Genomic DNA, 13,990 nt, shown 5'->3' on the forward strand with positions numbered 1-13,990 from the left:
CCAGCATTATGGGATTCCTCGTGGCCCTGATTCATGCGGCCGAGAACGACAGCTCGATGTCATGAAATCGTCAGAGAGAAGTCGGTTACAGACTGTTTTGATGGTAATTTGTATTTGACAAATTAAAGTATTCATAGTAAAACGAAGTAACAATTGCGGTAGAAAGACATCTTCCATGCCCCTATCACGTTCTCAAGCCTTCAAATTTGCAGCGCCGGCGCTGCTTGTGCTTTGCGCAGGCGCGGCGGCGCACGGACAGACCTTGAATGTCATCCATGACTTTCGCACGACTGCCGACGGCACATTTCCTTCGACCCGGATGACACAGGCGCCGGACGGCTCGATTTATGGCGCCACGAGGTTTGGAGGCGGGGCAGGCGGTGGAACGGTCTTCAAAATCACTCCCAACGGCGTTTATAAGACAATCCATAACTTTGAAGATGAGGATCCCATGGGCATCACCCCCACCGGGGCGCTCGCGATCGGTCCAGACCACGCCGTTTATGGGACCACAAAAAAAGCCGGATTGTACGGTCAAGGCGCTATCTACCGCATCAGCGCCCGCGATGAAGTCACCATGGTGTACAGCTTCAAATTTGCGTCGCAAGGCCCACGCGATCCCATCTCGGGACTATATCTCAATCCTTACGACCACCTCCTTTACGGCGCCACGGACCTTGGCGGCGCAAACGATGCTGGGACGATCTTCAAGGTATCGACGAGCGGCGTGGTTTCCGTCGTCGCCAGCTTCAGCTCCGCGACCGGCAACGTCTCCGCCTCGCCGCTGGTGTTCAATCCCGCGGACCACATGCTGTATGGAACCACGTATGCGGACGGCGGGCACGGTCAGGATTCCGTCTACACAATCTCGCCCACCGGCGTTCTCCAGGTCGTCAAGACGTTCACCACCCCTAATGGACTAACCACGAACGGCGGTCTGACCCTTGCCCCGGACGGCGCCCTTTATGGCGTCGCGGCGGCGGGCGGCGCTTATGGCAAAGGAACGATCTATAAGATCGCGAACGGCCAGTTCAGCACGGTCTACAACTTTCCCGGCGGACAGATCGGCGCGACTCCCAAAACGTCCATGATCGTCGGTAAAGACGGGGTGCTTTATGGAACGGTCAGCGCGGAAGGCTTGAGCGGTTTCGGAGGCATTTTCCGTGTCGTGCTGGGTGAGAAGCCGACAGTCTCACGTGTCTACAGCTTCACCAACGGGCACGACGGCGCCACGCCGGGCGCGCTGTTCCAGGCCGCCGATGGACTGCTCTACGGCGCCTGCCAGAACGGCGGCGCGCAAAATTGGGGATCGATATTCAAAGCGAGCACGGGCGGCTCCTGTGTTACGATCCTTGACCTGAACGAAGGGTACCACGATGGAGTCTTACCCACGGGGAAACTGCTGCTCGCATCGGACGGATACTATTACGGAACGACGCAAGTCGGAGGATTGCACGGTGCGGGGACGATCTTCCGCATCAACGCGCAGGGCGCACAGGAGATCGTCTATTCGTTCAACCAGAGTAGTCCCAGCGGCTATCTCCCCAGCGCCGGCCTGACGCAAGGCGTGGACGGAACGATGTATGGAACGACTACGATCGGCGGATCATCCAACGCAGGCTGTGTGTTCAAATGTGCTTTCTCTGGAAGTCCGTCCAAGGCCGAAGTCTCCGCTCTCTATCAGTTCAATAACAGCTATGGAAAAGTCCCGGTCGCCGCATTGATATTCGGCAAGGATGGATACCTCTACGGCGCGGCGAGCAAAGGCTCTCTTGCCGACAACGGCGTTATCTTCCGGCTTTCCACGACGGGCGCGATCAAACTCCTGCGCGGCTTCAGCTCCGCGAGCCTTGGCTCCCAGCCAACGTGCACGCTCGTTCAAGGTCCGGACGAAACGCTCTACGGCACGACGGTCGCCGGGGGCGCCGACGGTTTCGGGACCGTCTTTGCGCTCACCACGCAGGGTTATTTTAAGTGGAACCGATCCCTCACGGCCGCCCAGGGCAAATTCCCTCACGAGGGTCTGACCTTTGGCGAGGACGGGAACCTCTATGGAACGGCTGCCGCAGGCGGTCTTTACGACAAAGGCTCGATCCTCAAAGTCACTCAGGCCGGTGTGGTCAGCAGCATCTACAGCTTCGCGGAAACCACGGGCAACACACCCTGGGCGCCCCTGGCTCTCGGTCCCGACGGAACTTTCTATGGGGCCACCACGACCGGTGGAGCCTACTCCAGCGGCAGCGTATTTCGGATCAAGAACGGCGTGTTTTCGTTTCTGCTGGATCTGGACCCGCTGCTGGGAGGCGATACGCAATCCGGCATGACAATCGGCAGGGACGGCAACCTCTACGGCGTCGCCACACAGGGCGGCGATGAGAACTGCGGAACGGTGTTCGTTCTGGATGTCGATATCCCAACAGTTCAAATCTTCTCGCCGACCTCAGCAACAGCCGGCGCCAAAATCACAATCGGCGGCACGAACTTCACGACGGCCAATCGCGTCACGATCAACGGCTCCCAGGTTCCGTTCACCCGGCTTAGCGACACGCGCATCACGGCCACCGTACCCGTCTTCGGCTCGATGTACGGAGAGGTCACCGTTACCGCCTCGGGCGGTACTGCGGTTGGCTCCGGAACGTTCACTCTCATCTCGACGAACGGCCCGCCGCCAGGGCCATAGCGAAGAGCGCGGAAACTTGTGCTTATGCAAAGCGACATCCACCGTCCTCTCTGGACAGCAAAAGAGCCATTCCCAAATTGGGAATGGCTCTTTTGCTTCGTGTCCCGCAATCGTCGCCAAGAACCCATGAATTTTAATATAAAATTCAAACAACGTCTGTTTTTTGGTGTACAATAGCCCTGCAACCATTGACGCTCGCCTGGGGCTACCCCAGTTCCTACTCTTCTCACGGAGGGCGCCATGCTCAATCAAAATAAAAAAGCTGCTTCGGTCGTTGTCGGCATTCAGACGCTCGCCTGCATTCTGGCGGCGGGTTACGTGCTGACACATTTTCACCATAAAGCGGACGCCGATATCCCTGAGTCGGCCTCCGCCTACTCAGACGCCATGCCGCATTCGCTTCACAGCGCGTCCGATCATTCCTCGCCGCGATTGTTCATTGTGCCGCCCAATGGGCAATATCAAGATCCCCGGATCGTTATTCACCGAGGAGCGATCATGGCGCCGATGACGGATACCGGGTACATCGCACACGGTTCTCAATTGCAGATCGGCGATTGGCGCATCGTCGACACGCAGGGGCGTCACGTAGCCTCTGGCAAGGTTCCGTCCGATGGGAATTACACGTCGTTCGACAGCGGTTTTACGGTCCGTAACACGCACCAGATCACGATGCTCTCCAACCTGCCGACCGTTGTTCTCTCAGTGCAGGCCGACGCCTCCGCATTCAAATTGGCAGGCCGACAGTACTTCCTGGAGCAGGCGGACGAAGGACGTCCTACTCACAGCCGTTTCTATCTCGCTGCGCCGCCGGCGCATTAACAGTTTCCGTTTCTCAAACCCATGCGATTGCAGCTAACCCCGCGCCGCACGGCGACATTCGGACAGGATTTCCTCGCGGAGCGGATCAACCGCCGCCTCCGCGTAACTCCGCTCGCCGCCGATACGCACGGCGTCTTTTTGCAGAACGCTATTCCGGAAGACGCGCATCTCATCATCTCCCACAATCCTGAAGACGCCGGCGAATCGCGGCTGCTCGCGATGCTCCCGTCCCACGCGCGCGCCGTTGTTCATCGGCATGTGCAGTGGAGTTATTTGAGTGCGGGTCAGCAGGAGAACGTCCGCAGATCAATGGCGAATGCGGCGCTTTGCATCGCGCCCGCCGAGTTTCTCGCGCAGGAGTCGCGAGCATTGTTTCCCGAAACGCGTTGCGAAGTCGTGCATATCGGACGCGATCCCATGGTCTATCGCCCCGCCTCCCTGAAGGCAAGATTGGCCTTTCGCACGCAGTTGCAAATCCCGGAGGACAGTTTTCTCGCGATCCATATCGGAAGGTTGGAAGACGCTAAGGGGCTGCAAATCTTGACGACCCTAGCCGCGCGCCTTCCAGAGCGCGCCGTGCTTTTGATGCAATTCACAGCAAACTCCAGCGATGTGAACCGCAGCGATGGCTTTTGGCCGCAGGCGCGCGCTATCCAGAGCGCAAATCCCACCCAAGTGCGCCTTTGGCCAGATACCGACCCGGCGTCCGATCGTCCCGTGCGATACGCCGATCTATTGATTTCCACATCGCTCAAAGAGGTCGCTCCGATGGTCGCCGTCGAAGCGCTGATGAGCGGCGTCCCAGTCGCCGCCACGGATTCGACTCCGTTCTACGGCGAGATTCACACATTGGGCGTCGCGGACGAAGACCTCGCCGTCATCCCCCTGCCTTTTTCCGAACGTCTCACAACGCTCACGCGGGATCAGTTGACTTTGACGGAACACGAAGTAACGATCACGGCGAATCTTATGGCGGGAGAGATTGAAGGACAGATCGCGCGCGGGGTCGAAGAAATGGAGAGCGCTTTGCGCGCCCAGCGGATCATGGACGCGGGGTTCACTGAGGATGCAATGGTCGCGCGGCTGGATGCGCTCTATCGCGCCGTCATAACAGAGTAATTCGGTCCCAGCGCGAAACTTGTGATAAAATATGTGGATACAAATAATCCCGACGGGCAGCCCGACAGGAGGCATGGATATTTCGTAACGCTCTCATTCTCATTCTGGCCGCAGCCGCGCTGCTGCCGACGGCGGCGCACGCCCAGGTGATCGACCACTCGAACCCCAGTTCGAACAACGATCTGGTGGCGAATCAGAGTTATCCCTGGGGGCCTGTGTTCATGGGCGGCGTTTGCCGCCTGACGGACAAGGGCATGAGCGAAATCTGCTCCATCTATTACAAAGATCCCGTCAATGTCGCCAAATTCCATAACTCGTTCGAGTTTCAGATCATCAGCGGCGGCCCATTCGACGACGCCACGCAGAGCTACCCCAACGTGGCGGACGGCATGACGTTTATCCTTCAGGCAAGCGGCGTCTCCGCAGTAGGACTCGGCGGCGCCAATCTCGGCGCCGGGACAATCGATCACAGCGTCGCCATCAAGTTCGACTGCACCGGCAATCCAGGCGATCCGTCCAACAGCTCCACCGGCGTGTACGCCAATGGCGCCATGCCGCTGGGCGGGATCGACCTGATGCCCGCGCACATCGATCTGCGCAGCCAGCACCCATTCCGTGTTGAGATGGCGTATGAGAACGCCGTTCTGCGCGTCCGGATTACGGATCTCAAAACGGCGGCCACGGCGGTCCAGACCTATCCCATCGATATTCCCGCAACCATCGGCTCTCCCACGGCCTGTGTCGGCTTTACCGCTGCGACCGGCCTGGGCAGCTGCGCTCAAGATCTGCATTCCTGGTATTGGAGCTCATCACCGCGCGTCGCGACCACTGGGCGCAGCGCAAGCCGTGCGCCCCGCGCAAAACAATGTGTTTCGCCGCTGCGGAACGCGAAGAGCAGGAAAATCGTGGCTCCCTGGCCAACAGTTTCTTTCATTGCTCCCAAACCGCCCACGACGTGAGTTTTGCGATGCGGGCCTTTGTGTATTGCCTCAACGAGGAAGGGTAATATCATGAGTACAAGCGCCATGCCGCTGCGTGAGTTTCTGGACAGCGGCGTTGAATACGTCATGACCGTGCGCCACTGGGGACAGTGGACGATCCGCTCGGCCTCACGCAATGGCGTCTGGTATCTCCACGCCGAAAACCGCCTGACGGGCGAAGGCAAACGGATCGAGTACACCGACTGGAACGCCCGGTTCGCCGATGTCCGTATGATCCGCGCCGTCCCTCCCGACGACAACGCCAGCTCCGGCGTCCCCGCCCCCGAACATCCACCGACCCTCGGTCCCGCCGCCGACGCCAGCCCGCTGCCGCCGGAAGAATGCCCGGAATGGGTGTTTGGTTAGATCAGCCCTCGCTGGTGCAACTTTCCACTCTGATTTGAGTCTCATTAAGTAACCGGGCATAATGACACAGTCGAACAGAGGACAATTTATGAAGTGGGAAGTCGTCGACAAACCGAAAGTAGAGCTGGGGGGAGCAGGTATCTTCAAATTGGAGTTTGAAGCCAGGCTGGCAAGGGCAAAAGTGCCAGGCGGCTGGCTGATTTTAACCGTTACCGCAGGAGCGCCGGCGCCACATTCCATTACGTTCTATCCGGACCCGACACACGCCTGGGATCCGAATAGAGACGAATAGCGCTTATCCTTTTTTTGCTTGAGCGCCTCGACTAACAAGGCGCTCGACACTTGTATCCACAAAATTGCCAGAGTGCGATTTCTTACTTGTACTTGGCGAGAAATTCCAGTGTCTGCTCAGTCGGAATATCCCCATCCGTTCCCAATCCGACGTTCAGCGTGCGGTGCGATTTGTCGTAGGCGGGCTTTACTTCCACCGGCACATGTGCGGCGGTGAGGGCGCGGGCCATGGTTTCGGACTGCTGGCGCGAGGTGTCGCGCGTGGCGACGTAGAAGATCAGAAATGGCGGGATGTCGTGGCCTGCCGCGACGTAGACAAGCGGCGACGCGGATTTCAGCACGGCGGGATCGGAGCCGAACGCTTTTCGAATAAGAACCTTCGGGATCAGATCGTTGGGCGCTCCCGGACGCATATCGTAAGCCGCCGAATCCAGCAAAATGCAGCCGCGCAGCGCTTTCATGGGAACGCCGACATCCGCCAGATAGTGCGTGTCCGTGCTGATGAGCGCCGCCAGGTGCGCGCCCGCCGAGTGGCCCATCAGGAAAATTCGCTTGGGATCGCCGCCGTAACCCGCGATATGCCCATAAACCCAGGCGACTGCTTGCGCGCAATCCTGGGCGAACACGGGATGCGTCACCGCCGGCGACAGACGATAGTTGATGCTGACGAAGACATATCCCTCCTGCGTGAAATCCGTCGCCTTATCCCCTGCCCCCATCACCTTGTCGCCGTTCCTCCAGCCCCCGCCATGGATAAACACAATCACCGGCCGGTTCGATGTCCCAGCCTCCGTGTAGATATCCAGCGCATTGAGCTTTGGATCGCCGCCCTGCGCCATGTAAGAGATATTGCGCACAATTTTGGGAGATGTCCCGTTCGCGCAAAACGCTTTGCCGGAAATAAGCGTTATTCCTAAAAGCAAACAGGCTAACCACACGCGTGTGGCCGATCGTAATCCGTTCATATCAATTCCTTTCGTTGTGAACGACAATATTTGGGGCGCAGCCGAATCGGGCAGGCACAGTCACAGACGCGCGTCGGCGTGAAAGGTTCGATGAAGATTTTCTCCATAACGCCTTGACAGACCGCTTGCGATATTGTATCATTGAGTTAATACAATTTTTCGACTTCGAAAGCGCTCATGCAGATCCATATCTCAACTGAAGACGGGACGCCGATCTATTTGCAGATCGTCAACCAGATCAAGTATCTGGTCGCGTCCGGTCGTCTGGAGACGGGTGAGGAGATGCCGCCGATCCGTGTGCTGGCGGAGCGACTGCTGGTGACGCCGAATACGGTGGCGCGGGCGTACCGGGAGCTGGAAATGGCGGGCGTGGTGGAGAAGCGGCGAACGGCGGGGACTTATGTCTCCGATAAAGGGTCGCGGCTGGCGCAGCACGAGCAGTGGAAGATCCTCACGCAGCGGGTGGACGCCCTGCTGGCGGAGGCGGCGCAAATGAATTTCGGCGTGGACCAAGTCGTGGACTTGGTCCGGGAACGAAGCGCCGCAATGCGACCGATAGATGACGGCCTGATGCGGCCAATGGGTGATTTGACGGAAAGTATATCCAAGGAGAAGTGACGCGATGATTTCCGAGAACGTGAACGCAGAGCGAGAAAATGACGCGCCGGTCGTCGAGATCCAGGATCTCACGCGCCGCTTTGGACCGAAGACGGCGCTGGACGGCGTCAGTCTGACGGTTCCCCCCGGCGTCGTCTACGGTCTGGTCGGGGAAAACGGCGCGGGCAAAACGACCCTGATCAAGCATATCCTGGGGCTGTTGAAGGCGCAGCAAGGGACCGTGCGCGTCTTCGGACGGGATCCGGTGGAAGACCCGGTCGGGGTGCTCTCGCGGATTGGATATTTGGCGGAAGAGACAAGTCTCCCCGGCTGGATGACCGTGCATGAGCTGATGCGCTACACACAGGCGTTCTACCCGACCTGGGACGAGGCGTTCGCCGAACAATTGCGCTCCGAGTTCAGCGTGGACGCCCGCGCCATCGTGAAGAACCTGTCGAAAGGACAGCGCGCCCGCGTCGGCCTGATCGCCGCCCTCTCCTATCGGCCCGACCTGCTGCTGCTCGACGAGCCGTCGTCGGGCCTGGACCCGATCGTCCGGCGAGATATTCTCGGCGCCATCATCCGGACCATCGCCGATGAGGGTCGCACGGTGCTCTTCTCCTCGCACCTGCTCAGCGAAGTCGAGCGCGTGTCGGATTATGTGGCGATGGTGCGCGGCGGCAAGATCGTCTTCGCCGACGCACTCGACACCATCAAAGAAACCCATTTCAAGGCCAGCGTGCAGTTCGGCTCGGCGCGCAAGACGGCGCCGGAAATGCCCGGCGCGCTGCACTGGGAAGGTTTCGGACGCGAATGGACCGCCGTTTGTCATGGACGACCGGCCGACATCGAAGCCGCCGCCGCGCTTCAGGACGCCCGCGTTGTCGCCCACACGCCCGCCTCGCTCGACGATATCTTCGTCGCCCGCGTCGGCGCCAAGATCGCCGTCGGCCCGGAAGATTAGAGGATTAAGTGATGGCGATTCAGATCACACGCGTGCCCCCGCAGATGCGGCGGTTCAATCCGTTTCGGGGATTTGCCCTATATTTGTGGACAAGGTATCGACGGTCTGCGGCGCTCCTGGCGGCGCCCTGGCTCATCGCCGCGCTGATCTGCCATTTCTGCTTGATCGGCCAAAACGCATCCTTGGCGCCGGAATTGGTGATTATCGTCCTGTTTGGCTCCGTAGCGGCCTTTTCGCCTTTGGTGATGATGCCAAAAATCGACGAATCTCTGTGGAAACTGCCCGTCAGTATACACACGCTCGTCGCATGGATGATGTTAATCGGTGTGTCGGCGACAGCACTGCTATGGATCGCCACCGCAGCGCTCATCTGGCGGCCGATCGGATGGAGCGCGCCAATCTTCTGGCCGGCCGCCATGCTTGCCGCTATTTACGCGCTCACGTTCACAATGAATTGTCAGTCCGCCGCCATCACCACTCGTGTCGCCACAGCGTATGTGCTGGGCGTGTTCGCGCTGGCGGGATTGGGGATCGCCGGGGATTGGTATGGATTGCCGCAAGGCGTTCTCGTGGGTGGATATCTCGCGGCAATTGCGCTTTCGTTTCCCGTTGCTGTTTCCAAAGCGGGGCAGGCGCGGCGGGGCGACGGCGCCGCTCCGATGATAGCCACGGTGGGACGCAAGTCCCAAATTCCCCAGTCGAAGTTCCACACCCACGGACAGGCTCAAGTCTGGTTTGAGCGTCGGTTGCTAAGCCGCTTGCCGGTCGCTGCATCGTCACTCCTCGGCACTCTTAGCCTGCTCGGCTGGCCAATGACAAATTTTATCACCGACAAGCCGCTGAGCGCCTCTATTTGGAACTTGGACCATGTCTCCATCATGGCGTGTCTCGTTACCGGCGGACCGCTTCTGATGTTCTGGTGGATACCTGCACTGGTGAGCGTGGGAGCGCCTGGCTCCAGAAATGCTGACGGAACCCTGACGTCATTTCTGACAACAAGACCGATTTCCGCAGCGGAATATATTGACGTCAAGCTTCGAGTGGCGGCCTACATTACGGCGAAAACCTGGGCGACGTTCCTTCCATTCGCAGGCGTTTGGCTTCTGACGCCCGCGACGGTCAACGGTCGCTCGACACTGCTCGGAAACGCGCTTTGGACGACGGCGTTCACGCCGCAAGGCTCGCATGCGCTGATACTGGCGATCTCTATCGCGTCCGCTCTTATCTTTCTGACGTGGAAACTTCAGACGGATCTGCTCTTCTTGACTATGATAGGCAGGCGATGGGCGCAGGTATCGATCTTTACGGTTTCCTACCTCCTTTTTACCGGAGGAATGATCGGGGCCAAGTGGCTATTCACTCATCCTTCTGAGGCAATCGCGCATTCTTTGACAGAAGCTTTCATTTGGCGCGCCGCGATCGTCGGCGTTTGTTTAAAAATGCTGTTCCTGGCTCTGGCGATTCACGCGCTGCGTCGACAAAACCTCATCAGCGCCTTCCGCGTACGGAAATCCATGGTGTTATGGGCGACGGCCGCGCTCTTTTTCATTCTGCTGTTCTGCATGGCGCTGGCTCCCTATCATATCGTCTGGCCGCATGTGGCGCTGGCTGTCCTCATGTTGATGCCCGGATTGCGCCTGGCGCTGGCGCCGCTGGCGTTCGCGTGGGACCGAAGCCGATGAGAAATGATGATTTTCGATACGAAGGGAAGTGCTGATCCATGACCGCCCAGATAGCGCATTTGCCCAGCCGAGGACGACGGATGCTTCCGTTTGTAAGCCTCGCTCTGTACCTGTGGACGCAATATCGGTGGGCCTTTGCGTTTGCGGCGGCTCCGTGGCTTGTGTCCGCCGCAGTGGATCATTTCCTGTACGCAGGTCAAATCCCAACTCTCGCACAGTGTGGGAAAATGCAGAGCGTCACAATCTTCATTTTTCCCGCGATGCTGATCTTGTCGCCGCTGGTTCTGCTGGCCCGAATGGATGACAGCTTATGGCTGCTGCCCATTCGCACACGGATGCTTGTGGGCTGGGCTATGTCGATCGGCGCATCGACGATCGCGCTGTTCTGGATCGCCACCGCCTTGTGTATTTGGCGCCCAGCCGGACTGGATACGCCGCTCTGGTGGCCCGCCGCCGCGCTCGCCGCACTGTTCGCGACTGTTTTCACAGCAGCCTCCCGGCCTGACGTCCTGAGCCGGCGCGACGCCGCCGCCTCTGTTCTACTGGCCATCGTCATCGCGGCGTTGCTCCTGGTGAAAGGGCATGCAGTATGGCGAACAATCGTCGAGTTCTCTTCCCAGACACCGGAAAGCGTTCTTTGGGCCGGGTATCTCACCGTGGCTTTCCTGTTCTTCCCAGTGGCGACAGCAAGAGCTCAGAACGCGCGAATGGGAGAAATAAAGACGGAAGTAGACGTCCCAAACAGCAAGGCCCATACGAGTCCCGCGAAGTTCCGAACTCCGGAACAGGCGCAGTTGTGGTGCGAATGGCGCACTCGAAAATGGGCGATCATCGGACATGTTTTGACGCCAGGCGCGATGGCCCTGCTGTTTCCCATAATCCTGCAAATCGTCCATGACACGTCGGCGGGACCAAACTACTGGGGGATGTACGGATTTTCGTCCATTGACTGGTACGGATTCGGAATAAGCGTCACGACGATTGTCTTTTTGTCAGGGCTCGCCGGCGCATTCGCCCCGCGAATGCTGCGACGGCGCGACGTGACAGTCAACTCCGTAAGGTGGAAATTTAACAATGCGGATATCCGGGTTTCACCATTTGTCTCCGTACGACCATTCGACGCCGCATCCTATGTGGCTATCCATTTGCGTATCATCGCCTGGAGCGTCGTGGGCGTATGGATCGCGCTCCTACCGGCCGCCGCCGTCTGGCTGATGACGCCGACAATCATGCACTCGGCCGCGACGACGCAAGGTCAGGCTTTCATTGCCGTACTGGGAGCCAGCAAAAATGGGGCCATGCTTCTGTTTTACATTGCCGTCCTCGCCGGCTCGATCTTTTTGAGCTGGGCCATTCCAGCCGAGATGCTGTTCTTAAGCCTGACAGGGAGATGGGGCATCGTTGTCGGAGGCTACTACACGGCGAAAATCACGATTCTTATCGCGGCTGGCGGCGTGCTGCTGATAGCGAACAATTCGGCTCATGCCGCATTGAGTATCGCTTGCTGCGCCGTCGTGGTCGTTTGTTTAAAGGCGCTGCTAACCCTCCAAGCAACGCGTAGGTTGCGGAAACGGTCTCTCATAAGCGCCTTGACGATGCGAAAAGTATCGGCCGCTTGGGCGGGCGCCGCCACCGTATTCTTTCTCTTATTCTGCGTCGCGCTCGTCCCCCAGGGAATTTCCTGGCCGCAAATTTTACTCGCCATTTTGTTTTTGATGCCCGGACCTGGCTTGGCGCTGGTGCCGCTGGCGTTCTCGTGGGACCGCAATCGATGACCGTTGACGATTTGAGAACTGATGATTTCCGACGTGAAGGGACGTATTGATCATGACCGTGCAAATTCTCCAGGCGCCCATACGGCCGGCGACGCGAAGTGCGGCGAGCGGGATCGCGCGCTATCTTTGGATGCGCTTTTATCGGATATTCCGGATCATCGCAGCAGCCTGGCTTGTCTCGGCGATTGTCGATCATTACTTCTTCGCGGGGAAGATCACGACCGTCATGGATATCCTTCATGGCCCGTCTTTCGTTACGGCAGGACTGATCCCTGGCCTTTTAATACTGGGGCCGATGATGGCCGTCTCCGAGATCGACGCCAGCCTCTGGACTCTGCCCCTCAGTACGGAAAGAATCGTCGGATGGATGATGCTATATGGAAGCCTCGCAACCGGCATGTGCTGGATCGCCGACGCTGTGTTCATCTGGCGGCCCGCCGGGCTGGACGCGCCGATCTGGTGGCCCGCCGCCATGCTCGCCGCCGTGCAGGCGGCGGCGCTCTCGATCCGATCCCAGCCGTTTGCCTTCGGCACGCTGCATGCGCTCATCTACTCGCTGTCCACTGTTCTGCTGGTGCTGGGCGGGATTGAGGCCGTCAGCGGCGGCGTGGCGCCCAGCGTGGTCGTTGTGGGCTATGCGGCGATCTCGTTTTTCGCCTACATCATGGCGGTGGTCGGCGCCAAATGGACGCGCTGCGGCGACACCATCGGCGGATTGGGACTCACGGAATCTCAGCGCACGGGGCCGCTGCGCGGACGGTTCCGCTCGGCGGATCGTTCACAGGCTTGGTTTGAATGGCGCAATCACGGATTTTACATGGCGGCGGCGGTCGCGGGCCTCGGCGTGCTGACGCTGCCTGTGCTGGGCATCCCACTGGTCTCCGAAATCGGGGTGATCACGATGCTCACCCACCACACACGCCACGTTTCGGCGAATATGTGGGCGGCGAACGTGCCGCCGTTTCTAGCGATGGCCCTGCTGTACTTCGCGCTCGTGATCGGATGCGCCTCGCCCGGCATGCGGGAAAGCGACAAGACACTTTCGCCGTTCCTGGCGACCCGTCCGCTGGACTGCTCCGGATTGGTCGCGGCCAAGCTTCGCTCGGCGGCGCTGAGCGCGGCGGCGGCATGGGCGGCGATCGTCCCATTCTTCATCAGTTGGATGTCGCTGCCGGCCTGGGAGAACTTCCACCAGATCAGCCTCGGCGCGGCGTTCTGGAACGCAGTGGCGCCCGTCCTCAATGCGCACACCATAACGATCACTATCACGGGACTTCTCGCGTTGTTTTACTTCAGCTGGAAGTTTCAGGTCGAGACGCTGTTCCTGCAATTGACCGGCCGCGCATGGGTTCCGTGGGTTTTCACAGGGATCGTTCTGCTTCCGCTCGCCATTCCGCCGTTCTACAGTCACGTCCTGGCCAGTCCCGCCGTCCGCCCGGTCCTGCCCGGCGCGCTGCTGTTCCTCGCCGCGCTGAAACTCGGGGCTAGTACTGTGATCGTCGCCACCCTTCGCCGCCGGGGCTTAATCTCGGCGCGCACGCTGCGCTCCGCGCTAACGATGTGGGCAGCCGGCGCCCTCACCTTCTTCGTCCTGCTGTGCGTGGGCTTCGCCGCAGGGCGCGCCGAATGGCCAACGATCGCACTGGGGGTTGTACTTCTGATGCCCGGCGTTCGCCTCGCCCTCGCGCCTCTGGCGCTGGCGTGGGACCGGAGCCGATAGGGCCTGAACGCCCATGAAAGAAAGTGTGA

At 59.5% G+C, this 13,990-nt stretch carries 12 protein-coding genes; 11 read left to right on the forward strand and 1 reads right to left on the reverse strand.

The window, feature by feature from the left end; all coding sequences use genetic code 11:
• Nucleotides 1-175: 175 nt before the first annotated feature.
• The 6 genes from ABIZ35_RS17435 to ABIZ35_RS17460 all read left to right on the forward strand — a co-directional run bounded on the left by ABIZ35_RS17435 (nt 176) and on the right by ABIZ35_RS17460 (nt 6,259).
• The gene (locus tag ABIZ35_RS17435) at nt 176-2,680 is read left to right on the forward strand and encodes a choice-of-anchor tandem repeat GloVer-containing protein (RefSeq protein WP_348221186.1); all 2,505 of its coding nucleotides are present in this window, start codon (nt 176-178) and stop codon (nt 2,678-2,680) included.
• A 240-nt stretch (nt 2,681-2,920) separates the two neighbouring features.
• Entirely contained in the window at nt 2,921-3,502 is a 582-nt protein-coding gene (locus ABIZ35_RS17440; RefSeq protein ID WP_348221187.1) for a hypothetical protein, read from the forward strand.
• A gap of 21 nt (nt 3,503-3,523) precedes the next feature.
• On the forward strand, nt 3,524-4,621 hold the full coding sequence (locus tag ABIZ35_RS17445; protein WP_348221188.1) for a glycosyltransferase: 1,098 nt from the start codon (nt 3,524-3,526) through the stop codon (nt 4,619-4,621).
• A 146-nt stretch (nt 4,622-4,767) separates the two neighbouring features.
• On the forward strand, nt 4,768-5,580 hold the full coding sequence (locus ABIZ35_RS17450; RefSeq protein ID WP_348221189.1) for a hypothetical protein: 813 nt from the start codon (nt 4,768-4,770) through the stop codon (nt 5,578-5,580).
• A gap of 51 nt (nt 5,581-5,631) precedes the next feature.
• The gene (locus ABIZ35_RS17455; RefSeq protein ID WP_348221190.1) at nt 5,632-5,967 is read left to right on the forward strand and encodes a hypothetical protein; all 336 of its coding nucleotides are present in this window, start codon (nt 5,632-5,634) and stop codon (nt 5,965-5,967) included.
• A gap of 88 nt (nt 5,968-6,055) precedes the next feature.
• Nucleotides 6,056-6,259 carry a hypothetical protein gene (locus tag ABIZ35_RS17460; RefSeq protein ID WP_348221191.1) on the forward strand — a complete coding sequence of 68 codons (204 nt, stop codon included), beginning with the start codon at nt 6,056-6,058 and terminating at the stop codon, nt 6,257-6,259.
• Between the two features lie 82 nt (nt 6,260-6,341).
• On the opposite strand, the gene ABIZ35_RS17465 is transcribed toward ABIZ35_RS17460, so the two are convergent.
• On the reverse strand, nt 6,342-7,223 hold the full coding sequence (locus ABIZ35_RS17465) for an alpha/beta hydrolase (RefSeq protein WP_348221192.1): 882 nt from the start codon (nt 7,221-7,223) through the stop codon (nt 6,342-6,344).
• 177 nt (nt 7,224-7,400) lie between these two features.
• On the opposite strand from ABIZ35_RS17465, the gene ABIZ35_RS17470 reads away from it, so the two are divergent.
• The 5 genes from ABIZ35_RS17470 to ABIZ35_RS17490 are packed head-to-tail and all read left to right on the forward strand — an operon-like array spanning nt 7,401 to nt 13,961.
• Nucleotides 7,401-7,841: a GntR family transcriptional regulator gene (locus ABIZ35_RS17470; protein ID WP_348221193.1), complete on the forward strand. Its 441-nt coding sequence runs from the start codon at nt 7,401-7,403 to the stop codon at nt 7,839-7,841.
• Nucleotides 7,842-7,845: 4 nt separating this feature from the next.
• Nucleotides 7,846-8,784 (forward strand): ABC transporter ATP-binding protein, encoded by a 939-nt coding sequence (locus ABIZ35_RS17475; RefSeq protein ID WP_348221194.1) that lies wholly within the window; start codon nt 7,846-7,848, stop codon nt 8,782-8,784.
• A gap of 11 nt (nt 8,785-8,795) precedes the next feature.
• Nucleotides 8,796-10,466 carry a hypothetical protein gene (locus ABIZ35_RS17480; protein WP_348221195.1) on the forward strand — a complete coding sequence of 557 codons (1,671 nt, stop codon included), beginning with the start codon at nt 8,796-8,798 and terminating at the stop codon, nt 10,464-10,466.
• 38 nt (nt 10,467-10,504) lie between these two features.
• Complete coding sequence (locus tag ABIZ35_RS17485) at nt 10,505-12,241, forward strand: hypothetical protein (protein ID WP_348221196.1); 1,737 nt, start codon at nt 10,505-10,507, stop codon at nt 12,239-12,241.
• A gap of 52 nt (nt 12,242-12,293) precedes the next feature.
• Nucleotides 12,294-13,961, forward strand: coding sequence for a hypothetical protein (locus ABIZ35_RS17490; protein ID WP_348221197.1), 1,668 nt, complete (start codon nt 12,294-12,296; stop codon nt 13,959-13,961).
• Nucleotides 13,962-13,990 lie beyond the last annotated feature (29 nt).

Source organism: Capsulimonas sp. (assembly GCF_039929585.1).
GTDB lineage: Bacteria > Armatimonadota > Armatimonadia > Armatimonadales > Capsulimonadaceae > Capsulimonas.